Annotated in this window: 17 protein-coding genes; 8 read left to right on the top strand and 9 right to left on the bottom strand. The window is 36.7% G+C overall.

What is annotated here, in order from left to right:
* Nucleotides 1-296: 296 nt before the first annotated feature.
* Nucleotides 297-1,853, bottom strand: a complete 1,557-nt coding sequence (locus tag BW935_RS06960) for a sulfatase family protein (RefSeq protein WP_084565852.1) — start codon at nt 1,851-1,853, stop codon at nt 297-299.
* Nucleotides 1,854-2,053: 200 nt separating this feature from the next.
* On the opposite strand from BW935_RS06960, the gene BW935_RS06955 reads away from it, so the two are divergent.
* Complete coding sequence (locus BW935_RS06955) at nt 2,054-6,031, top strand: hybrid sensor histidine kinase/response regulator transcription factor (protein ID WP_175606647.1); 3,978 nt, start codon at nt 2,054-2,056, stop codon at nt 6,029-6,031.
* Between the two features lie 280 nt (nt 6,032-6,311).
* On the opposite strand, the gene BW935_RS06950 is transcribed toward BW935_RS06955, so the two are convergent.
* Nucleotides 6,312-8,021, bottom strand: a complete 1,710-nt coding sequence (locus BW935_RS06950; RefSeq protein WP_217695351.1) for an alpha-1,3-galactosidase-related protein — start codon at nt 8,019-8,021, stop codon at nt 6,312-6,314.
* A 416-nt stretch (nt 8,022-8,437) separates the two neighbouring features.
* The gene (locus tag BW935_RS06945; protein ID WP_076499885.1) at nt 8,438-9,598 is read right to left on the bottom strand and encodes a DUF4221 family protein; all 1,161 of its coding nucleotides are present in this window, start codon (nt 9,596-9,598) and stop codon (nt 8,438-8,440) included.
* 240 nt (nt 9,599-9,838) lie between these two features.
* Between BW935_RS06945 and BW935_RS06940 the strand changes: the two genes are divergently transcribed.
* Entirely contained in the window at nt 9,839-10,477 is a 639-nt protein-coding gene (locus BW935_RS06940; protein ID WP_076499883.1) for a hypothetical protein, read from the top strand.
* A complete protein-coding gene (locus BW935_RS06935; RefSeq protein ID WP_076499881.1) occupies nt 10,478-10,762 on the top strand; it encodes a hypothetical protein in 285 nt (94 codons plus the stop codon).
* Here the strand turns inward: BW935_RS06935 and BW935_RS06930 are convergent.
* Both BW935_RS06930 and BW935_RS06925 read right to left on the bottom strand, forming a co-directional pair.
* Nucleotides 10,759-11,436, bottom strand: a complete 678-nt coding sequence (locus tag BW935_RS06930) for a response regulator transcription factor (RefSeq protein WP_076499879.1) — start codon at nt 11,434-11,436, stop codon at nt 10,759-10,761. The two genes, BW935_RS06935 and BW935_RS06930, sit on opposite strands and share 4 nt — an antisense overlap.
* Entirely contained in the window at nt 11,429-12,877 is a 1,449-nt protein-coding gene (locus BW935_RS06925) for a sensor histidine kinase (RefSeq protein ID WP_175606646.1), read from the bottom strand. The genes BW935_RS06930 and BW935_RS06925 overlap by 8 nt, the downstream gene beginning before the upstream one ends.
* A 195-nt stretch (nt 12,878-13,072) precedes the next feature.
* On the opposite strand from BW935_RS06925, the gene BW935_RS06920 reads away from it, so the two are divergent.
* A complete protein-coding gene (locus BW935_RS06920; RefSeq protein ID WP_076499875.1) occupies nt 13,073-13,816 on the top strand; it encodes a GLPGLI family protein in 744 nt (247 codons plus the stop codon).
* A 238-nt stretch (nt 13,817-14,054) separates the two neighbouring features.
* Nucleotides 14,055-16,874 carry an outer membrane beta-barrel family protein gene (locus BW935_RS06915; RefSeq protein ID WP_076499873.1) on the top strand — a complete coding sequence of 940 codons (2,820 nt, stop codon included), beginning with the start codon at nt 14,055-14,057 and terminating at the stop codon, nt 16,872-16,874.
* A gap of 141 nt (nt 16,875-17,015) precedes the next feature.
* Here the strand turns inward: BW935_RS06915 and BW935_RS06910 are convergent, their stop codons facing one another.
* Nucleotides 17,016-17,516, bottom strand: coding sequence for a CHY zinc finger protein (locus BW935_RS06910; protein WP_245802657.1), 501 nt, complete (start codon nt 17,514-17,516; stop codon nt 17,016-17,018).
* 170 nt (nt 17,517-17,686) lie between these two features.
* Nucleotides 17,687-18,496 carry a hypothetical protein gene (locus BW935_RS06905; RefSeq protein WP_076499871.1) on the bottom strand — a complete coding sequence of 270 codons (810 nt, stop codon included), beginning with the start codon at nt 18,494-18,496 and terminating at the stop codon, nt 17,687-17,689.
* A 484-nt stretch (nt 18,497-18,980) separates the two neighbouring features.
* On the opposite strand from BW935_RS06905, the gene BW935_RS06900 reads away from it, so the two are divergent.
* On the top strand, nt 18,981-20,234 hold the full coding sequence (locus BW935_RS06900) for a hypothetical protein (protein ID WP_076499869.1): 1,254 nt from the start codon (nt 18,981-18,983) through the stop codon (nt 20,232-20,234).
* A 177-nt stretch (nt 20,235-20,411) separates the two neighbouring features.
* On the opposite strand, the gene BW935_RS06895 is transcribed toward BW935_RS06900, so the two are convergent.
* Together BW935_RS06895 and BW935_RS06890 are read right to left on the bottom strand one after the other, a co-directional pair.
* The gene (locus tag BW935_RS06895) at nt 20,412-20,816 is read right to left on the bottom strand and encodes a GNAT family N-acetyltransferase (protein ID WP_076499867.1); all 405 of its coding nucleotides are present in this window, start codon (nt 20,814-20,816) and stop codon (nt 20,412-20,414) included.
* 58 nt (nt 20,817-20,874) lie between these two features.
* Nucleotides 20,875-22,320, bottom strand: coding sequence for a protein adenylyltransferase SelO (locus tag BW935_RS06890; RefSeq protein WP_076499865.1), 1,446 nt, complete (start codon nt 22,318-22,320; stop codon nt 20,875-20,877).
* Between the two features lie 192 nt (nt 22,321-22,512).
* Between BW935_RS06890 and BW935_RS06885 the strand changes: the two genes are divergently transcribed.
* Together BW935_RS06885 and BW935_RS06880 are read left to right on the top strand one after the other, a co-directional pair.
* Nucleotides 22,513-24,099 (top strand): calcineurin-like phosphoesterase C-terminal domain-containing protein, encoded by a 1,587-nt coding sequence (locus BW935_RS06885; protein ID WP_076499863.1) that lies wholly within the window; start codon nt 22,513-22,515, stop codon nt 24,097-24,099.
* Between the two features lie 352 nt (nt 24,100-24,451).
* On the top strand, nt 24,452-25,105 hold the full coding sequence (locus tag BW935_RS06880) for an ROK family protein (protein ID WP_076499861.1): 654 nt from the start codon (nt 24,452-24,454) through the stop codon (nt 25,103-25,105).

Below are 25,105 nucleotides of genomic sequence, written 5' to 3'. Positions count from 1 at the left end.
GAAGAAATTTATTATCCTGGTCCAATTAGATTTGTAGCAAGAGTAATCTTAGAATAAAGGCAAAGTGTAAAAGGTTGGAAGCCAAAACTTTTTCCTTTAAATCCTGATGTAAGTTTAATTATTACAATTCGCTATAGATAAAAATCTTGTAACACGACTCTCCACTTTTGTAACACAAAACTTAACTCTTCTAAAATGTTACAAAATAAGTTATGGGTGTTACGACGATTTACTTGTCATCTATGAATTGAAGGAAGTCTGAGGCATAATATTTCAGACTTTTTTTGGGTGAATGACTATTTAAGCTCTATTTTCTCAATGTTTTGATTGTAACTTCCACGAAGTTCTTCAAATCTTTTGATCAGCTTTGCTAGTAATTCAGTTTCTTGTTGTGCAAGATTATTCTTTTGGCCTTTGTCTTGGGTGATATTGAAGAGTTGAAATTCTGAGTTATTCCCCAGCTCAATATTCACTGATTCGAGGACTGCAGGGCCATCATAAGGTGGAATCATCACGTAATCTCCACTTCTCAAAGCCGTGCGGCTGATAGCTTCTAGAATAAGATCTTCCCTTCCTTGATTACTTTTTCCCATCAATACATCTATCAAGTTCAAGCTATCATCGGTTTTGACTTCACTTCTAACCATACTTGCAAAAGAGCTTAAGATATCCAATTGGGAAATCAAAGCATCAGATACTCCAGGTTGGATCTTTCCCTTCCAATATGTCATGAAAGGAATTCTTGTACCAGCTTCAAAAAGACTATATTTACCACCTCTAAAGGGTCCCCAAGGTGTATGATTACCAAGTTTTTCTACTGCATCGTCGTAGTAGCCATCATTCAAGACAGGCCCATTGTCAGAAGAGAAAATCACAAGGGTATTTTCCAATATTCCTTCTTCTTCTAAAGTTTTCATCAATTCACCCACGCACCAATCTGCTTCTAAAATCACGTCTCCCCTAGGCCCCATTCCTGACTTCCCCTCAAATCGAGGATGTGGAGTTCTCGGTACATGTGGTTGTTGCATTGCATAATAGAGGAAAAATGGCTTACTGTCTTTGCTTTTAACTTTAATGTAGTCCTTTGCTTTTATTAAGAATTCATCAGCCATGTCTTCATCAATCCATTTGGCACTCTCCCCACCTTTCATATAACCAATCCTTGGGATGCCATTGACGATGCTAGAATTATGGCCATGATGCCACATCATACGGAGCATTTCAGGATTGTCTTTTCCTGTAGGTTCTCCTTCAAAATTCTTGTCATAGTCGATAAGTATCGGATCATCTTTATCAAGTCCGACCACATGTCCATCTTCAATATAAACAGTAGGTACCCTGTCCTGAGTAGCTGCCATGATGAAGGCATAATCAAAACCAACTTCATTTGGGCCAGGGGTTATTTTTTCGTTCCAATTGACATTACCATCTCCAAGACCTAGGTGCCATTTACCAACGATGGCTGTATTATAACCTTCATTTTTTAGCATTTTTGGAACTGTCATCTGATCAATCTCAATTAATAATGGTGCTGAACCAGGTAAAATTTTAGCATCATCATTTCTCCAAGGATAAACACCCGTCAATAAGGCATATCTACTAGGTGTGCAAGTAGCGGAAGTTGCGTATGCATTGGTAAACATCATTCCCTCTTTTGCCAATTTGTCGATCTGAGGAGTCTCAAATTCTGTAGCACCATAAGCACTTAGATCACCATACCCCAAATCATCCAAGTAAATGATGATGATATTTGGCTTTTCTCCAATATCATCAGATGCAACTTTCGAATGTGGTTGGCTACAACCAATGGCCATGATGAATGAAAAAATCAAATAATGTCTGTAACTTTTCATTGCTGTGAATTTAATTTTTTTAAATTATTGAGTAATTGATGGGGTATCAGCAAATGTAAAAAATGATAAATAGGATCTCCCTAGCTGGATTTTACCCTATGTAACATTATGATTTAAGTCTGTAACAAATTGATGTAAAGTCTTTAGAAATGGATCTAAATGAATATTATTATATCATGATCATCAAAGTGAAGTGTCTTATGCAAAATCTCAAAATAACAAATATTATATCGACACTATTGTTAATTGTTTTCCTCGTTGGTAGTGTCGCAGCACAAGAGCTTTACTTCAGGCAGTTGAGTGTTGATAATGGGTTGTCCCAAAATGATGTTAACTCAATCGTACAAGATAGTTTTGGATTTATTTGGATTGGGACTTTTGATGGATTAAATAGGTTTGACGGCGTAAGGGTTCAGTCCTTTCACAGAGTATCGGGCAATCCAGAAAGTTTACCCGACAATAGAATTAGCTCACTAAAAGAAGATGACCAAAAGAGACTTTGGATTGGTACTCAAGCAGGGCATGTTTCATATTATTCTCTTCAGCAAGAGAAATTTGTACGTATTCCCACCCCTGCAGGTACTGGGACAGTTTATGATTTTTTACTGTCTAATGATAAAAAATTCTATGCAGCCACAAGTAATGGGATACTCCAATTGAATGAAGAGAAAGAAGCATATTTTGAGTATATCCAATCTTCCAAAAAAATTCATTTTAAGTCCTCTGCTGAGGACGCCAATGGAAACAAGTTTTTTGTGGGGGATTCAGGTGTTTTTTTGTTAGAAAATGAAATCTTAAAGAAAATAAAAGACCCTACAAATGCAACCGTCACCTGTATGGAAATTGTGAATGAAAAGATAATAGTAGGATCATTGACAGGTCTTTACCAAGTTGTTGACTTAGAAAAAGGTGGATTTTTGAATCAACTTGAGTTAGTTGACAAAGAAACTGTGCTATCACTAGAAGTAGACAATCAGGGAAACTTATGGGTAGGAACTGAAGTAAGTGGTTTAATTCAATTGGATTCTTCTTTGAATTTTGTCAATCAATTTGTTTCATCTCAATTAGATAATAGGAGTTTATTGAGCAATATTGTTTTATCTCTTTATTTTGACCGATCAAACAATTTATGGGTTGGGAATCGACATGGTTTATGTTTTACAAGTCTTGAAAAGACATGGTTTAGTTCATTAAAATTGAATGACCTTAATAGACCATACATTAGGAATTTGTATGTGAAGGAAAACGATTTATACATAGGGATTAATAATCAAGGATTGTTCAATTTTGATTTGGCTACTCAAAAATTCGAAAAACTGATTCCATACGATATCAAATATGTCAACCAGATGGCTGAAATTGATAACAAACTTTATGTTTGTTCGGATCAAGGCCTATTGATATATGATGGAGATAAAAGATTTCAACGCGTGTCTTTGAATGGGGTGATTGCAGATAGGAGATCTCAAGGTATTAGATCAATAGAAAGAGATGAGTTTGGTCGCATTTTTTTAGGAACCAGCAATGGTATAGTTTTTAAGGATAACAATAATTATCAACTGGTATGGGCAGAGCATGCAGCACTTAAGGAACTTGAAGAATATACTGTTTTTAGAATGCATTATGATAAAAATAGTAAACAATTACTTGTTGCTACCATTTCAAAAGGCCTTATAGCAATCAATTTTGATGAAAAGGGAGATTTCTTGGGACTTGAAGATGAATTATTATATGATTTGAATGACTCCCCTATTTTCAATACTTCAGTTTGGGCTTTTCATACAGATAAAAATAATAGCATTTGGTTAGGTTCAGATGTTGGTTTGTTTGTTAGAGAACAAGATTCCAGAGTTTTTGAGCAGGTAGAAATTGATGGAATTTTAGACAAGAAAATCGTGAGCATTGTGGAGGACAACATTGGTGACCTTTGGCTTTCAAATACCCATGGTCTAATTCAGTATAAACCAGAGTCAGGTAAAATCATGAAATATGATTATGGCGATGGTCTTCTATCGAGTAGCATGACAGAAGGTTCAGGTAAGCTCGGAGATTTACTTTTCTTTGGTACAACAAGTGGGGTGAATTTTATTAATCCTCAAAAACTGAACACCAAACTAAAAAAGCCTGAAATTCTATTGTCTAATCTTAAAATCCACAATGAACTCGTTACGCCTGGTAGAGAGCTATTTGGATCAGTGATTTTAAATAAGAATATCAATTCAGCGGAAATTTTAGAATTAAATCACAACCAGAACAATTTCTCCCTTGAATTTGCTGGAACTGATTATTCCAGCATTACAAAGAATAGGTTTAGGTATCGACTAGAAAATTACGATAAGAAATGGATCAATGCCAATGAAAATAGGTTGATTTCGTATTCCAATTTAGATCCAGGCAATTATGTTTTACAGATTCAAGCAGAAGATAATGAGGGTAATTGGGCAGAGAATTCAATATACTTACCGATCAGTATTATTCCGTCGCCATGGAAGACCCCTATAGCATATTTGATTTATTCCTTAGTATTGATATCGATTATTATTGTTTTTATCTATTTCTATCATAGTAAGCAAAGATTAGATCATCAAATACAGCTAGATCAAATCAAAATCAATCAAGATAATGCCCTTAGGGAAAAGCAGCTGAGGTTTTTTGTGGATGTAGCTCACGAGTTCAAAACTCCTTTATCCTTGATTTTAGCTCCTTTTAACGATTTGTTCAAACATGATCTTAATTCAGATCAAAAGAATGTATTCCTTCAAATTGTCTCTAGAAACATCAATCGAATGAATTTTTTAGTCAATCAATTATTAGATTTAGGAAAAATAACAGAAGGATTGAACCTCATCAAGGTGACAAAAAGGGATTTAAGACAAACCATTCGTGACTACCTACAATCTTTTGAATGGCAAGTCAATCACGAGAAAATTGATTTGAGATTAAACCTTGATCATTGTGTGGGATTTTTTGATCAAGATGTCCTTGAAAAAGGGTTTTATAATATCTTATCTAACGCTTTCAAATACACGCCTCAGGGAGGCACCATAAATATATCTTTAAAGTCCAAAGAAGTTGAGGGAGAATTGATTGCCATCATAACTGTGAGCGATAGTGGTCCTGGAATTCCTGATGAGCAAAAAGACCGGGTATTTGAGCGGTTTTATCACGGAAAGGATCGAGCTTCTTCTGGAATAGGTCTGCATTTAGCTCAGCAGCTTATTCAAGCCCATGGTGGATCTATTGAGGTGGTAGATAGTAAGCTGGGTGGAGCGAAGTTTATCATAGAACTTCCAATTTCAAAAGAACGATACTCAAATTATCAGACTGATTTAACTGATGAAACTGCAGAGGTTTACAACGATGCAGATACTCTTTTTGAAGAAGAGACAGCGGTGAATGAGGAAACAATTTTGATTGTGGAAGATGACCATGATTTAAGGAATTATTTGAAATTGAGTTTGCAGCATGATTATGGAATCTTGGAATCTAATAACGGTGAACAAGGTTTTGAAATGGCGCAGAATAAGCTTCCTGATATCATTATCAGTGATATTATGATGCCAATCATGGATGGTATTGAAATGTGTAAGCTTCTCAAATCAAATGAGGGTACTTCTCATATTCCGATCTTATTTCTCACAGCTAAAACGGATGTGGAAATGCAGAAAAAAGGCCTAGATGCTGGCGCATGGGACTACATCACCAAACCGTTTGACTCTGAAGTTTTGCATAGGAAAGTAGAAAATATTCTAGTGACTAGGAATAGGTTTAAATCGTATCTACTTGAACATAATTTAGATTTCGATATTAGAACCCATTATACATCCTATGATCAGCGCTTGCTTCAAAATGTGAATAAGGTAATTGAAGAAAACCTTGAAGATGCTAGTTTTACTGTGAATGATCTCGCCAATGAAGTAGGATTGAGTAGAATGCACCTTCATCGCAAGCTCAAAACTCTAGTAGGTGAAACGGGCAAGGAAATCATTGTGCGGGCGAAAATCAAGCATGCCGTCAGCATGTTTGATCAAGGATGTGACAGGGTACAAGAAGTCATGAACGCCATTGGTATGACCAATTATGGTAGTTTCAATAATAACTTTAAGAAAATCATGAACATCACCGCAACCGAGTACTTGAATAACCTAAAGTCAAAAAGCAAGGAGATTGATCATTGAAAAATGTGAGTTTTGCTTTGTCGATTCTAAAAACGATCTTCTTTAGGATATCAAATTGAGTGATAAATTAGATAATCAAAAGGGGCTTCTACAGAGCCCCTTTTGATTATATATGTATATGCGCTTCCTTGCAATTAGCCAAACAATTAATAGAAGAATGTATGATTTCACCTTCAGTTGACTACGTCACGCACAAGCTGTGGGCTGTTGTCTGTGGACGAGTATCCGCATGATATAAAGCCTCTTTTTTCTGAACGTGCAACTTCGCGGATTCTCATATTTACTTTTCATTAAACCCTTTATTATTTTCAATTTTTAAGGTTTTTGAGCTTTTTTCATCTGGTTTTACGGCTTTGATAGATTCGCCTTCATAACTATTACCTTCTATGCTAATGTTTTGAGAGTTTGTTAGTTCTATCATTGGAGCATCAGGATAAAGATTAGGACCTTGATCGATTTTCACAATTTTATTCCCTTGAATTATTAATCCATCTACCCTATCAGCCATGACGATTCTATTTCCAAATGTATGTATGGTGTTATTCTCAAATCTAATATTACGATCATATAACTGCTCCTGATCAAATGATTTACCTAATCTTGGTGTGATGTTTAGAACAGCATGTTCAGCTCCGCTATATGCACAGTATTCAAAAGTATTGTTTTGGATCAACACATCCGTTACTCCTCCAGATTCAAACCAAAAGAACGTTTCTCCTCTAAAGAATACAGAAGACATCATAGATGAGAAGTAGTTGTTTTCAATAATCGTTTTCAAAGGAGTTTTGAGAACAATATTTCTTGCGCGGTGATTTCTGATTGTGCAGCCTCGCATGGTGAATTCTGGATTCCAGGTCTTATTTTCTAAAATATCCCCAGGCTGCAATCCTGCTGGAATATTAGTAGTGAAGCTAAGTTCAGTGAATTGCTCGTTGATGGTTCTTACTTGACTGACGATAGCTGTTTCACTTCGCTCAGGAGAGGGCTGCTTGATAAACCAAACCTCGTCAGATGGGGCGGCAAATTCAAAACCCATTTGCTCGAAGTGCATGAATTTGGTTAATACAGTTTTATTATCGATGATCTTGTCGATTACCACATAAGTTCCACGTACGTTGGTACCATCGTCAAGCATGTTTTCAAACCTGCAATTTTCAATCAAAATGGATCCTTTGCAATTGGCAAAATGGGTTGCATCGGCTGTGGAGGAAATGACTCTGTTGGAACCTTCTCTTAAATGCACTCCGCTATTTAGAATTTGGATATTTTCAGAGCGTTCAAATAAAAATCCCATACCTAAGGCATGGTGAATAGTGATATTTTCTAAAATGATACTTGAGGATGTTTTGAACTCAAAAGCTGGAGCATACCGGTCATTTTCGCGATCACCTTTGGAGCTAAGCAGTGAACCTACAGGTGGATAATGATTTAAATGTTCATGGAATCTCAAATTTCCATTGGGCAACTCTTCCACCCACCTTGGGTTACTATTGATATCCCAAGCACCATGCATGGGTCTTTTTTCGATCGGGTCAAATGCTAATGTACTTCCTGGATAGGTATAATTGAATCCATCAATATTTGGAAACTCCAACCTGCCTTTTTTAATGATCCATGAAAAACCTTCCCTTCGGGGTTTAATATCACGCCAGCCCTCTTCTTCATTGACAGCTATCACTTCACCTAGGAATGTAAATGGAATATCCCAGTCAATGGTTATTCCACTGATATTTACACTTTCGCAGCTCTCGAAAAAGAATGGCATAGCTTGACCATGAAAGATGAATTCAGATTCATTACCTTGAATAGTGACTGACCGGAATTTATCAAAATTGAAAATGATCTTTTTGTATCCATTTCCGTGATTTGTAATGCTTAAATATTTGCCTGAAGCATAGTCTGGCAAAAACTTATATGATCCTTTTTTAAATTCAATGATTAGGTCTTTTTCATTGCTGTTTTCAATAAGCTCACGGATTTTGGGTGTCATGTCTTCTCTCGTTGGCTCGATAACAATTGTCGAATTAGCAAAGGCAAAGACGCTAATTGAAAGGGTGAGAAACGTAAAAACTAGGTTTTTGATAAATTTGGGTATCATGTATTTTTTAAAATTTATTAAGATTTATAGGTTCTAGAAGACAAATTTACTCTTGGTCTATCCATATTTTGAGTAGTGATTTGTCAAGATTTTCTAGGCCAAAAATAAAGTTTCAGAGATCAAGAGGACCTATCTAGGTGTAACACAAGCCTACAAGATTGTAACTTGGATAAAAAAACTAAGGATAAGACAAGTGAAAAGATTGAGAAATTGAGGATAGATGCAATATAAAGCAGAAGGGATATTTCAGATAGGCATCTGTGAGTTTAAGATGGTAGAGATTGGGTCTCTTGATTTTCTCTTAGTTTTTAAAACTGTACACGAACAAAACTCATTTCATCTTCCGAGTTCAGGAACATCCAAATGGCTCCTTCTTTGATAAAATATTTAGGGATTCCTGATTTTTTGATCTCAGGAATTTCTTGGTCTGAGAGATGATTGAAGTTTTCATCAAAAAATGAAATGTAGAGTGTGCTCTTATCAATCTCTGGGAGTAGATATTCTTCTCTTTCTTTTTCCCCATAGTCGATAGAAGCCGATAATCTGAGGTATTTTTTGTTTGTGTTGTCAAAAACCAAATGGCCATATACGATTTGACTGCGATAGTTTTTAAGCGCATTTTTCCTATCTTCTGTGGAGTTTACTAGGTCACCTTCAGTCGTAGGGGTAACTTTTGAAGGTAAGTTTGGAGCATCGTACTGTATGGAGATCAGAGAATCCTTTTCGGGATACAAAACATAAAAATCATTGGCATATTCGTGGGAGACAATGATGTGATCCCTGACACTTTTAATATTGACTCTTGGGTCCCATTTGTTGTAATTGCTTAAATCACCTAAGGTGTAGGTTTTGTAGTTTTCATTGGGATCAATGTTGTAGGACTGAATGAAATTATCTGAGCTATCGAGTTGTCGAAGAGAAACTGAGTTGGCATGGTCATTCACAACAATGGCAAAAACCTGCTGTTGAAAGTTGGGATTCACCACTTGATAGAATACGCGTTCTTCAGCCAAGATTCCTCCTTTCTCTTTTTCAATAGCAGACCAATCGAATCTGTGTTGTAATTTGCCATCAAGGGTATAGATTCCAGCGCGTTCTCCCCCTAAAAAAAGCTGTTGCTCAGAAGCAATCTTCAGATCAGAAGTCCAAAACCCTGTACCATTGGGGCCTTCTTGCTCAAAAGGAATGACTTTTTCGACTGTTAAGGTATTGAGATTGATTTGTTCGACCTGATTAGTTTTGTCGTTGAAATTGTACAGCATCCCATCAAATTCAGAATAATCTGATGTATATAAATTGCGTTGTAAGAATAGAATTTCATCCTTGGAGTCTATGGAAACTGTGTCAATGGAATAGTTTAATGTACTTTGATTTTGCTTAACCGCTTCATTTCCACAGGAAGAAAATAATGTTAATCCGACAACAAAGAGGCTTGTGAAATGTAAAGTATTTCTCGTTTGTAAATGCATCTTTTAAAACTAAGCAAAATGTTAGTAAGGTGCTGCGTGGTTAACTAAAATTAACGATAGGTGGATAATAGAATATTGATTTGTAGTTTGAGGGGGATTGCAAATCCATTTTATCTGTTTCTCGAAATTATAAATTTCAAGAAGTGGTTGAAATGATAGATTAATCCCTTCCTAATTAGTAAATTATTCTATTTTTGTTCAAATCAAAAACATAAGTCCAACTCGTCAATAACTTTTTAAATGGAACATATATACTCAGACACAGAAGTAGAGTTTGCTCAGTATATTAAAGAAAATCCTCCTCAAAAAATTTGGTATGAGTATATCGATTATGTTTTTGACTATGGCAGCTTCTATTTTAAAATAGAATGTACTTTAGAAGATGTTGATTCCCCTCATATATACTCTGAGGCTGTCATAGGGAAATTGACGAAATATAAAGAGGCGTTTGTTGCGGAAGAACATACCAAGCTAGTCTGTCAGGATAAAAAAATTGAGAAAATATTTATTTCAAGAGCAGTTCTACACTTTTCAATCTATGATGAATTTTCCAAAACCAAACAATTTTTAAATAAAGCAAGGCAAAAGTTGAAGACGTTTTTAACGAGAAAGAAGGATCCATTAGGAGATATGTTTGCTAAATCAGCTGGAATGTACAATACATTTGTAAATCATCCACAATCTACCGAAGCTAAAAATACAGATCCTAAATATTCAAATCTAATAGATTGTGGTCTTCTTATTCGAGTTGAAGGAAAATTCTTAAAAGCTTTTGTCGAAGAAAATGGATATGGGTTTCAGATTTGGGATGACAAGTACTTCTTCGACAAGATTGAATTAAAAGAGATTTATCAACAGTATGAATTAATTGAAATTTAAATGAAAACCTACAAAGAGCAAATTATAGATACGATCAATGAGCTTTGGGAGGCTAGGAACAAAGTTTTTGGTTTGCTCGTTTCGATGGCCATGTCCAATGATCTAAAAGAAATTGATGATGCTTTTGAAATTGGCGATGTTTTTTATTTTGAATATGCTCACTTTGAGGATATATCCGATCCCAATATCCAAGCATTGATCAGTTTATCCAAACAAATGGATCAGACTATAGAGACAATGATGAATATCAATGGTATCAAGGCAAATGAAGTTAATCTCCCTTAATAAGAAAAGTAGTATCCAATCCCTTTGATGGTGATGATTTCGACGCTAGGATCGGCTTTGAGATAGTCTCTGAGCTTGGTGATGTAGACATCGAGGTTTCGAGAGTTGAAGTAGCTGTCATCGTCCCAAAGTTTGAGTAGGATTTCTTTGCGCTCTAAGGGGCTATTGCCATGCTGAAGTAAGAGGCTCAGAATTCCCGCTTCTTTGTGAGATAGTCTTTTGATAGTATCACCTGGCCCCTTTAGTTCGTAGCGTGTGGGGAGAAACTTGAATTTTCCAAAATTGACCTCTTGGGAATTGCTTACTTGACCAGAAGTCAGCGATAGTAAGTTTTCTATCCTAATGATCAATTCTTCAAGGCTAAAGGGTTTTTTTAAGTAATCATTTCCTCCTGCTTTGAAGCCTTTGAGCACATCATCCAACTGACTTTTGGCTGTGAGGAAGATGATGGGCATCTTCGGATGTATTTTTCTGATTTCCTCGGCTAGGGTATAGCCGTCCATTTTGGGCAGCATGATATCTAGGATACAGATATCGGGTTGCAAGCTTTCAAAAGCACGCAAACCCGCCAAGCCATCTTCCGCCATTGTAATTTCATAATTTCTACTTTGCAGGCTTTCTTTGACGATTTTCCCTAAGGCTGGCTCGTCTTCTACATAGAGGATTTTAGTCATGGGCTGGTAGGGTAATGGTGAATAATGTTCCTTTTCCTTCAGTTGAGCTTAGGCTAATTTTTCCATGGTGATTTTGAATAGATGCTGCTACTTGAGAGAGTCCTAATCCATAGCCTTTGACATCATGTAGGTCTGCTTGGGGCACGCGGACAAACTTGTCAAAGATGTCTTTCTGATATTTTTCTGGTATTCCTATTCCTTGGTCTTGAACTTCAAAGACAATTTGCTTATCCTTTTTGTACAGTTTCAGATGAATCAACTTTGTCTTTAGACTGTATTTGACTGCATTATCTAGTAGGTTGAAAACCATTAAGGTCAATTGTTCCTGATTTCCAAACATATTGTAGTTTCCAGCTTGTTTATCAAAGTTAAAAATAAAACCCTTGGCGTGTAAAATGGGTTTAAAAGCTTGAATTTGTTCTTCAAGTATTTGATCAAATCGAAAATGGCTTTTGGTTACCTCTTGTGTACCTGTTACCAAAGAACTTAGGATACTTTCAGACATTTTACTAAGTCTATCAAGCTCTTTTTTGGCTATTTGAATGTATTCCTTTCTATTTTCGACCTGCTGATCTACCCCAAAATTTTCCAATGCCTCCAACACAATTCCCACTGTAGCTACAGGTGTTTTGAGTTCGTGGGTGATGTTGCTGATCAGGTCATTTTTGAGCAGGTTAAGCCTTTGTTGCCTTAGTATATTACTGTACAATACGACAAAGGAAAAGCTGATCAAAGCTAGTGCTAATAATCCGAAGGATAATGTAGGAAGCATTTTCGACCACAGATAGGACTGATAGTTGATCAATTCGGCTTGTAGTTTAACACCAAAAGGAACGATAACTTCATCTAGTACCAAACTATTTGATTCATCAATGGTGGCATCTTGACCAAAGTTCAACTTTCGAACCGTGGCATTTAGGTTGTAATCTTGCTCAGTAAGTTTTTTATTAAAAAATTCAGATACGAGCGCACTATCTAGGATTTCCCTTCTAAAAATAAACTCCATTCCACGTCCAGAGATGCTATCAGGATTTTGGATGATCGGCCTGATAAATTGCCTGATCGAATCAACTCCAAAATTGGTATCAGATGAAATAATACTTATTACTCTACTTTTTACAGAATCATTTATTGCATCCCTAAGAGAATCTACAGTTACTTGAATCTTCAATTTCCCATCGGTCAATTGATTATGGAATTGTTGATCAATTCTTCTTAGGACTACTCCCCTAGTCTCACCAGCTTGGATACTATCTTTATGAGGCATAGATGACATCCTTAGGGGCGAAGCTCCTTTCCATACCAATGAGTCTATCAAGTCAGTGACAGTATTGGAGAAAAGTAAAGAAGTCTCTTGCTTCAAACCTGCTTTATAATCTTGATATACAGCGTGTAACCACAGACCTTGAAGCACTAGCATCACTAGGATGCTGGATATCATTAGGATTAAGAAGGAATTGTTCTTTTTGGTCATAAAACAAAGATAAGCGCTTTTCTCAGGGCTACTTAGCCTCGTTAACCTTAATTAACCTTGTTTACAGTTTGATTAACCTAGTTGTCTTTTTTCTCTACCTACATTTGATGCAGTAATTCAATCAGGATTGCATAGCTAATCAACTTTAAAAACCGTGAGGATATGAAAAAGTACATCTTTGCCATGATTCTATGTGCCCTTTGGTCATTTGTCAGCCAACATGCTGAAGAGGGTGCCATTATTTACCAAACTAAGATCAATATGCATAAAAGGCTGCCAGCTGATCGAGAGGAGTTGAAAAGCATGATCCCAGAGTTTAACGAGACAAAAAATATCCTACTTTTCAACCCAAATGAAAGCCTTTATAGAAGTATTCCTGAGGAGGTAAATCCTTTTGATCAACCTGGGGGCAATCGTATGGTCATGCGTACCATGAATTCTAATGAGACTTATCAGGATAGAAAGGAATCAATGATCACTTTGGTTAGAGAGTTTATGGGCAAAAAATACCATACCAAAAAGGAGCTTAACAGGATTCCTTGGAAACTAGAAGATGATACAAAAGAAATTCAAGGCCTTCTATGTAAAAGTGCCAGTTACACGGATGAAAATCAAAGGGCAATCAAGGCTTGGTATACAGAAGATATTAGAATCCCCCTTGGTCCTGAGAATTTCCATGGCTTACCAGGATTGATTCTTGAAGTTGCGATCAATGATGATGATATGATTATCAGTGTCGATAAAATTGAATGGAGAGCATTGAAGAAAAATGAACTAAAGGCTCCCAAAGGTGGTCAGGAGATCAGTGACGAAGCCTACCGAGCTATGCTAGAAGAGCAAATGAAGAATATGGGTGTTCAAATGCAAGGTCAAGGAGGAGTAAGGACATTTATTAGAAGTTTCTAGCAATTAGAGATTAAAGATTGGAAAATTGGAAGATTCAAAAATTCGGGTTTTTGATTCAATGGAGGTTTTATTCATTCTATAGATCAGAATTTTGATGGTGTGTATAAGCCATAATTGCTAATCAATCGCTTCTCTTTAAGTCCTTGGGCACTTGGTACTTAGTACATCGTGCTTTGTGCAAATATAAAAGCTAGATGTTCTTTACTGGAAAATTTATTAATTCTACTAAGTTTTATTTATGAAAAAGCTTATTGCTTGTGTTTTTCTTCTTTTGTTTGGCGCCTCAATCCATGCTGCAGCGCAAAATAGCCGATGGTCCTTAATGGGCAAGTTACAAGACAGTCAGTCGGAAGCTTTGCGTTCTGCCACTGTTACGCTTTTGAGTACTGCTGATTCAACTTTGCTGGCTTTTGGAATCAGTGATGCAAAAGGAGCATTCGAAATCCGAAATATTTCTGAGGAGTCCTGTCTGGTACAGGTGACTTTCATGGGAATGGAAACATTCTATAGCCTCGTGGAAAGGCCTGAAAATTCCCTCAGTTTGGATTTGGGGATCATTCAAATGAAAGAAAAGACCGCCGATTTAGATGAGTTTACCATCCAAGATATTGCCCCCATTACAATCAAGAAGGACACTATAGAGTATCATGCGGATGCTTTCAAAACACAGCCCAATGCCAATGTAGAAGAACTACTGAAGCGACTGCCTGGTGTGGAAGTGGACCAAGAGGGCAATATCAAAGCGCAAGGAGAAACAGTCAATAGGATTTTGGTGGATGGTAAGGAGTTTTTTGGAACTGATCCAAAACTGGCAACAAAGAACCTACTGGCTGAAGCTATAGAAAAAGTCCAAATCCTAGATCGTAGGTCTGAGCAGTCTCAGTTTACAGGAATAGACGATGGACAGCGTGAAAAGACTATCAACTTAAAACTCAAGGAGGATTTCAAAAAAGGATTTTTTGGGAATTTCACTGGTGGTTATGGTGAAGATCAGCGCTATAAACTTCAAGGTAACCTCAATAGATTTTCAGAAAATCAGCAATTGTCATTTTTGGGGCTTTCAAACAATATCAACGAGCAAGGATTCTCAATTGCTGATTATCTCAATTTCCAAGGCGGTGTACAGAGCATGGGAGCAGCTGGAGGCCAAGTGAGAGTCACTGTAGGTGGTCTTGGAGGAGGAAGTGCTGGGATTCCGATTAACTCTGGTCAACGCATGAATGGCATCATGGATAGTCATGCTTATGGAGCAAATGTCAATCAAGATTTCTCAAAAAATACACAGTTGAGAAGTAGCTATTTTTTCAATCAGCTCAATCATCAGATTTCACAAGATATAGACCGGTTGAATTTCTTTCCTTCTGGTGATTTTACTTTTGAAGAACGCAGCATTCAAGATAATGCTTCCAGCAATCATCGGTTGAACTTGATCGTAGATCATCGTATTGATAGCCTCAATTCTTTTCGCTCCACTACCAATGCTCAAATTACCCAATCTGACCGATTTGGACGGAGTGAAACAGCCAACAGAGACTTAGATGGGAATATACTCAACAGTGGAGAAAGGACTAACTTGACTTTTGGTGATACCTATCAAGCAAATACCGAAATGCTATTGAGACATCGATTCAACAAACCTGGACAGACGATTTCCGCTAACCTAACTTTTGGAATCAATGCGAGTGATTTCGATGGCTTACTGTCTGCTACCAATGAATTTTTTGGTGAAGCCCCAAGTGTAGAAGTGATTGAGCAAGAGAATAGGCAACAGAACCAAGCCATTAACTATGGTGCGAATGTTTCATATACTTCACCTTTGGGCGGAAGGAAATATTTGGAATTGGTCTATAACTTTAGACAAAACCGAAGTGAAGTAGATCGAGCGGTTTATGATAGAGACGGCGAAAATTTGGTATTCAATCAAGCACTGAGTAATCGGTTCAATGCTGTGTACACCTACCATAGACCCGGTGCCAATGTATCTTATAATGCAGGGAAATATAATTTGGTGGCTGGATTGGCCCTGCAAGCCACCACACTCAATGGAGAATTACTTCTATTTGATGAAACAGTGAGTAATAACTTTCAGAATTTGCTCCCAAGCCTCAGGATGAATTACAGCATGAGCAATACAAAAAATCTCGTGTTCAATTATCAAACCTCCGTGAATGAACCAAATATAGAGCAGTTGCAGCCCGTGATCAATAATGCTGATCCATTGAATATTTATGTTGGGAATCCTACTTTACGTCCTGCATACAATCATAGATGGCAAGTGAATTACAATAGTTTCGATATGGGAAAGTTCATTAACATTTTTGCAAATGGATTTGCCAACTTTACAGAAAATGCCATTGTAAATGCTCAAAGCATAGACGAAAGGCAGGTCAGAACTATCACCCCCGTCAATGTCCGCAACAATATGTTGTTTGGTGGAACAGTCAATCTTGGCTTTCCAATACCCTCATTGAATAGTAGGTTTAATCTAGGTCCCAATATCAATTACAGTAATGGCTATAATCAGATCAATGAGCTGGAAGATAGGATTCAGATCAATAACCTAGGGGGAAATCTGCGATACGATTTTACTTGGAAAGAGAATGTCAACCTTGGACTTTCTTCTAATATCAGCAGACAATCTACTGCTTATACCTTCAATCCTCAACAAAATCAATTGTTCTTCAATCAAAACTACAATGTGGATTTGGGATTGACATTCTTGGAGAAATATGCTTTTGCAGCAAATTTCAATTATTTGAAATTCAACTCAAGGACAACGGATTTCAATGAAGCTATCCCATTACTCAACATTTCATTGAGTCGATTTATATTGAAAAATAATATGGGTGAGATCAAAATTTCTGGAAACAACCTACTTGATCAGAATATTGGGGTATCACAGCGTGCTGATGTGAATTTTATAGAGCAATCTGTCACCAATAACCTTGGTAGAATCATCATGCTTAGCTTTACCTATAAACTAAATAGCAGACTCAACCCACTTAACTCCTTGGGCAGGCCAGGATCAGCTGGACCAGTGAGGATTATGAGAATGTAGGAGAGATCTAATTGGTTATTCTTCACATTTTAATGGTTTGAAATTTTTCACCATTAAGGGATTAGGGAGTTAAGTATTTTCTTAATGCCCCTTCACACCTTAATGGTTTAAAATCTTCCCATTAAGAAATGAAGTATTTTCTCAATGCTGGAATAAAAAGTCATTAATTGCTCTTAAGCCTACCTTCTTCTGTTCTACATCAAAGTATAAATGATAGTGATTGCTGCAGCCGGGATTGAAGCTTGCTTCACATTTTGGGCAGGTGTTGTCTGCATTCATGTAATCAGTGATGCTTAATTCATGTCCACATACACCACATAGAATCGCTTTTTGATCAAATTCTCCTTTGGGCCATACTTGGTGTTCATGATTAGCTTCTTCTTCATGACAGGAAAAGCAAGGGTAATATTTATCACAACACTTGAATTTGATGGCGATGACATCTAAGTTAGAATGCCAGTGAACACAGCGAGTTTGGTGATCGATTGATTTACCAAAAACTCTGATTCCTTCAATTTGAATGATGTTAAAAGGACCTGATTTTTGAGTTTGGGCTGAGGCTATGCTTAAATTCAATAGCATGCATAGCAATACTAATAATTTCAATGGAAGCTTGGTTGGAAAGGTTTTGGTAAAGCTCATTATTATTGACTATTGATTTTATAGCCCTAAAGTAATGAATTTTTTATCAGCTCTATCAAGTATCACGAATCAACTCAAACTTGAGAAGGCTTAACCATGGATTGGTTGAGTAAACGAAGTAAATTCTAAAGTCCTTAGGATGTGCTTTAAATAATGATAAAATAAGATCTCTATTCGTCAGGGTCTGCTATGATTAAGCCTACCATCAGAGCTCCGAGTAATAATCCTGTTGCTAATCCACCTCCTTTAAGTACAGAATAGCTAGACATATCTTCTCTACTTTCAAGTTTTTGATTTAGTGTTTTTTCTCCAATATATTTTAGTCTAGCATAGCTAGAAAGGTAAAAATTTTGTATTAAAGTGTTGGTATTCAATGGTTCATTATCCTTATTCAAAACAGAGTAGTTGATAAAACTGGTAAGTTTCAGTGGGCTATCTTCTTGATTATAAAATAGTACTTTCATGTACATGGGTTCATCAAAAAGAGGATAGGTAGTCCAATTTCCGTCAAATTTCTCCCCTATTACCATTTGCTTTTCTACCCTGATATTCGTGTATTGTCCTTCAGCAAAGGAGAATGGAGGTATGATAATGGTGTTGGGTGTTGTTTGCATATCTGCATCAATAATAGAAAAGGATCCGCCTTGAACACCGTTGAATGAATTCAAAACCCCATAGATTGTAGACTTTCCATCAACAAAGCCCATAGCTTTTCCATTGACAGTCATTGCAGATTTGGTCAGATTGATTAGCAGTGGTTTATCTGTATAATTTTCCATTCTGATTTGGATCTTTCCACTTCTGGTATTGAAAGCATGAGAGATCCCAATGGTATCATTTTTTATAGCATAATTGCCTTGATCGGTCAATTCTTTTCCCTCATCATAATTCTGCCATGTTCCAACATAGTTTACAACACAGCCCGAGGATAAAAACATGATAGATGCTAGTAGAAGGATTGATTTGATTATCTTTTGCATAAAACTTTCTTATGATACCTAGCTTCTTATACGGAAAAGAAAAAATAAGTTTGACAGAAAATCCAACTTTCAAACAAATTATTGGAAGAATAAAAATTGGAATGAATCTATTATGAAATATAATATTTTGAAAATAAGCGAATTATATACCGTGGTTTTATGGGGATTAAATAAAAAAAAATAAGGCTTAGGCCATTAAATAAACTTGATGTAATCTATCCAAAGTTTAAAATCTCCTTCTTTTTTATCAGATAAGATTATTCCAATTCTTTGAATTTTGTTCTAAAATTAAAGATTAATGGATTCATTTTCATCGAACTGTGGACTATAATGAGGGATATAAAAGTCACCAAAGTCATTATCTTCATATAGTGTTAATATGATTAATTCTAAATTGTTTTGAACATTGAGTACCAAGATTTAAGAATTTTTAATTTATTACTTACCAAGAAATTCGTTTAATTGCTTTTAAATATATTAGGCTATGAACAGAATTTTAAATAACCTCAAAACATTTTCTAAGCTCTTCATGGCAATGTACATTTTTATTTATTGTTTTCCATTTCCAATCAACTACATGCCTTATGGCTATCAATTACTGGGTAAGTATATCAATAATTTCAAAGCCAAACTTAATATTTTGACTGCTGAGTACCTTTTAGGTTACAAGTCTGTAAGTTATCAGGAAATGAATGGCAGTGGAGATACCACCTTAGATTATGTTGCCTTATTGAGCTACTCATTGGTAGCTGTGATTATTGTGTTGGTATTTAGACTTGTTTTTAGAAAATTTGATTTGATTGATAAAGTCTATCCTGCTGCATTGGTTTATGCTCGTTATTTTGTTGGGATTACCCTGGTGTCTTATGGCGTGATCAAGTTTTTGCATGGGCAGTTTCCAAGTCCTAGTTTGATGGCCTTAGAAACCACTTATGGCGAATCTTCTCCCATGGGGCTTGCCTGGAGGTTTTTTGGCTACTCATCATTATACAAGGGGTTTATGGGAGTTTCCGAAATTCTTGCAGGTATGTTGCTGCTATTTAGGAGAACTGTATTATTAGGGGCTTTACTTTCAATAGCTGTTTGTACCAATATTTTTATTGTGAATCTTTCTTTTGATGTTCCTGTAAAGTTATTTTCAGGTCATTTATTGATGTTTTCTATATTGATAGCTTTGCCATATTTCAAGTCACTGATTTCATTTTTTATCCTACATCAACCAACGCAGATTCACTCTATAACCTATCCATTGGTAAGTAAGTGGGATAAAATAGGCTATTATGGTGCAAAAACTATCCTTGTAGCGCTGATTCCAATGAGCCTTGCTTATGGTCATATTGCTAGCCAATCATTCAGGACTTATCTCAACGAATGGGAAGGCGTCTATGAAGTAACGCATTTTGAAATTGCAGGCAAAGAAAACCTATCAGCAACTGCACATTGGGAAAAAGTCATCATCCAGGGGCAAACGATCATGACAATCAATCGTGCAAAAACAAAAAATTACTACACCATTGAGCAAATATGGAATGAAGGTGAAATCAATTTTATATCCTCATCAGATCAAGAAGATCCATATCAGTTATTCGTTACAGAGTTAGAAGACGGCACCTATTCACTGACCACCACTATTGGCAACAATCAATACCATGTGAAAGCTAAAAGGAAGATCAAAGCTGATTACCTGTTGATGAATCGTGGATTTAGGTTTGTCAATGAATTGCCATTTAATAGATGATTTGTAGTTCTTTAAGAATAATCTAATATTTCAAAATTTTCTTTGCGTCTTGGCGTGAAATAAATGCTGAGATAACGCTGATGAAGGGGATTTAGCGGAAGTTTGCTGATTTTATTGGTATATGCTCTTATTTCTTTATGTCTAAGCTGAAGTAGCTATACTAATTAAAAAGAACTCTCAAAGGACTTTTTCCATTACTACGTAATCCAAACCTGCTTTTTGAAAGGTTTTTGGTGTAGTTACGAGACCAAAATTTGAATAAAAGTCAATTTTTGACACTCTTGCATTACACCAGATTTTGGGGACATCTTTTTTTTGCATAAATCCGATCATATAGACGAGCAATTTGCTACCATAACCTTTGCCTTGGTGCTTTGGAAGTGTTGCAAATTTTCGAAATTGTGCTCCCTCTTCTTTTTTGAAGACAGACACTACAGAAATCAATTCCCTATTGGCAAAAAGTCCAAGATGTGTTGCTTCTTCATCTCCAGGAACCCTAACAAAGTCAAGGTCTTTGTCAGGCCACATGGCTAGGTGCCTAACAGGCAAAGCTTCCTCTAGGCTGATTTCTTTGATAATCATGTCTGTGGTTTAATATTTTGGGTATTATTTCAATTGCATCGCAAAATAGCAATTTTTATCAAGTTCCACAGAAGGTTTGATAACCTTCATCTCCATTTATAGGAGGAAATTGATAAGCGGTAAATCCTGTTTTCGGCCTGTAGGGATCCTGTACTATTTCCAGTAATTGATAAAATAGACTAAAATCACTTGCTTCTGCCGCAGCATCTAGTGCAGCTTCTACTTTATCATTTCTTGGGATAAATTGTGGATTGTATTGACTCATTTGTTGGATCGCTTCCTCAAGCGGACGAGCATTTAGACTGGCTCTTTTGAGCCAATTCATATACCAATCTTGATATTCGAGACTTTCAAAGATACTTTCATTTTGAAACTCTCCTGAAGCAATTCCTAAAAATGTATTGGTATAGTCAGCTAGGAATCTTTGCATCATGCGCAATAGGTCGTCAATTAGGAGCTTATCGCCTTGCTCCTCCCCTAGCCAACCCAGCTTGTTGCGCATCATTTGAAGGAATTCTTTTTGATAGCTGTGGGGAAAGCTGTTGATGACATCTTGAGCCATTTGAACAGCTTTATCTTGATTTTCGTCGATTTGGTTAATCAATGCAATAGCTAACCTCGAAAGATTCCACTGAGCTATCTTGGGTTGGTTACCATAAGCATATCTTCCAGTCGTATCAATACTACTAAATACCGTCTCAGGATCATAAGCATTCATAAAAGCACAAGGGCCATAATCTATTGTCTCACCAGATATGGTCATGTTATCAGTATTCATGACTCCATGGATAAAGCCTACTCGCATCCAGTCTACAATCAAGTTGATTTGTTGCTGCTGGACAGCTTTCAACAATTCTAGGGCTGGGTTATCAGCATTCCTTAATTCTGGATAATGTCTTTCGATGGCGTATTTTGTAAGTGCTTTTTGATCTTCTAAAGTTGTGAACTGGTAGGCATATTCAAAAGTACCCACACGCAGATGGCTTTTTGCTACCCTTGTAAGAATAGCTCCATCATAATTTTTCTCTCTGTAAACCTGCTCCCCTGTTTTAACTACAGCCAGTGAACGAGAAGTTGGGATTCCTAGTCCATGCATGGCCTCTGAAATCAGATATTCTCTGAGCATGGCTTTTACAGTCGCTCTTCCATCACCACCACGGGAAAAGGGTGTTCTGCCAGAACCTTTGAGCTGTATGTCGTAGAGCAACCCATCTTTCCCCCTTATTTCTCCCAGCAAAATAGCCCTTCCATCACCTAGCATAGTGAAATTACCAAATTGATGTCCTGCATAAGCTTGAGCCAAAGGTTTAGAATTAGGGATTATTTGATTACCTGAGCATATTTTTAACCAATCGTTAATTTGAAGATCATCAATACCCAATTGCTCTACTAATTTATGATTGAAAAGTAGCATTTCAGGTGATTTGACTGGAATGGGTTCTTGATGTGAAAAAAATTGAAGAGGAAGATTGCTGTAGGTATATGATAGATCTGGGATAGTCATTTTTTCAATTGGATTTCAAGTTTTCCATTACAACAAGCAAACATAGCTGAATTGCTAATGATTCATTTTTAAAATTTCAGTTTTAGAAAAAGATTAAGTCCATTGGTATAAGGTAAAGAAATGATAATACGAATGCTAAAGCCTACTCCTTATTCATTAATATATTTAAATTGTTTAATATCAAAAGTTTTTATGATAGCAGTTAAAAATCTAAAATCAATTCAACTCCTACTTTTAGGAGTGATGTTTACCAGTCTTTCCATTGCTCAGGATATGGCAAAGGGGGTGATTTATGAAGACCTTAATGGCAATGGTAAAAAGGAAAGAAACGAACCAGGATTGGCAGGTGTAGGCATCTCCAATGGTCGAGATGTGGTACAGACCAATGAAAAAGGAGAATACAATCTTCCTGTTTCTGATGGAGATTTGATTTTCGTTATCAAGCCATCAGGATATGCACTTCCAGTCAATGAATTTAATTTTCCTCAATATTTTTATATCCACAAACCGAGTGGCTCACCTACTGGGTTGAGATACGCCGGCTCTTCCCCTACAGGTGAACTCCAGAAATCTTTGGACTTTGGATTGAAAAAGCAGGTAGAAGACAAGAATTTTACTGCCTTGGTTTTTGGTGATCCTCAGCCATACAACTTGACGGAAGTAGATTACTTTTATCAATCTGTGGTCAAAGAAGTGGAAGGTATTCAGGGAATTCCTTTTGGGATTGCCCTAGGTGATATAGTCGGAGATGACTTGAGTCTCTACCCAGCATATTCTAAAGTAGTTTCCAAGATTGGGATTCCATGGTATCACGTGATGGGTAATCACGATCAAAATTACGATGTAGAGGATGATAAGCTTACTGATGAGACATTTTCAAAGCATTTTGGACCCGCTACTTATTCCTTCAATTATGCAGATGTACATGTTCTAGTCTTAGAAAACATCCTTTATCCAGATCCTAGAGATGGGGTCGGTTATTGGGGTGGATTCAGAGAAGATCAATTGACTTTTGTGGAAAATAATTTGAAACTGGTTCCTAAAGATAAATTGGTGATTGTAGCCATGCATATTCCTTTGTTTGAAGAAGGAGATTCATTTAGGGATGAGGATAGAGAGCGGTTATTTGAGTTGTTGAAGCCGTTTCCGAATAATTTCAGTATGTCAGCCCATACCCATTACCAACGCCAAGACCTGATGGGAACAGCCTATGGATGGCACGGGGAAAAACCACATCATCACTACAATGCAGGGACACCATCTGGAGATTGGTACAAAGGAAAATTAGATGAGCAAGGGCTTCCTATTTCTACAATGAGAGATGGTTCTCCGAGAGGATATGCATTTTTGGATGTAACTGGTAATCAATATAAAATCCGCTATAAGGTACCTGGAAAGCCTGCGACATATCAAATGGATATTTTTGCACCGAAAGTACTAGAAGCAGGAAAGCGAACCACGTCTGGGATTTATGTTAACTTCTTTATGGGATCGGAAGAAAATAATGTGAGATATAGAATCAATGGTGGGAATTGGTCCGATATGAATTATTTAGAAGATTATGCCCCTAAATACCTGGTTGAGCTATTTGAGTGGGATACTACTACAGAACTACTGGAAGGTAAAAGACCCTCCTTACCTCAAAAAAGTACCCACTTGTGGCGGGCAAACATTCCAAGCAACTTACCTGTTGGGACACATACCATAGAAGTAGAAGCCACAGATCTATTTGGTCAAGTACATCAGGCTACTACTCAGATGGAAGTGAGAGCAAAATAGACTTCTCTTTGAAAAATTGAATTGTTACACGTTTGGTGAGTTGAAAAGAGTTGTCAAGTTCAATGCAACCACAATAAAATTCTAGATTTTAAAAGATCAATAGGATAAAAATACCAGCTGTCTCCTTGATCAATCCTATAGCTGCAACACTGAGTTGTGAAAGTCATGATTGATTGAGGAGACAGTTTTTTATTTGATTATCCTTGAATGATAAAAACTGAAATAATTACACAAGAAGCTCTCGGTAATATTTTATCCTTTGAAAATATGAGCTTTTTAAGTCTAGTGACTAGATTGGATATAAAGAAAAATTGATTTAGTTTTAGCTAGAAGAACTATAAACGCATCAATTTTGAAAATACTTGTCATAGACATCGGTGGATCCAATGTGAAGGTTAGGGTAAATAATGGAGAGGAAAGAAGAAAAATCCCATCAGGAAATTTTATGAATCCTAGTTTTATGGTCGCTGAAGTGAAGCGGTACACTGAAGATTGGGATTTTGAAGTGATTTCCATAGGATTTCCAGGAGTGGTCAGAAATGGAAAAATTGCTTCTGAACCTGTCAATCTAGGTGGTGGTTGGAGAGGTTTTGACTTTGAGTCCGCTTTTGGTAAGCCTGTTAAAATCCTCAATGACGCGGCCATGCAAGCACTTGGCTCTTATGACAAGGGTACCATGTTATTTTTAGGCTTGGGTACTGGACTTGGCTCGGCCTTGGTCAGTGAGGGTCATGTGGTTCCCATGGAATTAGCGCATTTGTCTTACAAGAAGGGTGTATTTGAAGATTATGTAGGCAAGCGTGGATTCAAAAAATTAGGCTTGGTCAAATGGAATAAGCATGTGAATTATGTTGTCAGACGTTTCGAAAAGGCATTCAATCCTGATGAAATTGTCCTAGGTGGAGGTAATTCCAAGCACCTAAGCAAAGTCCCTGAGAAATGTAGATTAGGCAACAACCATATGGCATTTGAAGGAGGTTTGAAGATGTGGAATGATAAAAACTAG

This window comes from Belliella pelovolcani, assembly GCF_900156785.1.
Lineage (GTDB): Bacteria > Bacteroidota > Bacteroidia > Cytophagales > Cyclobacteriaceae > Belliella > Belliella pelovolcani.
Note: the sequence above shows the minus strand (reverse complement) of the source record. Positions and strands in the feature narration are given on the sequence as shown.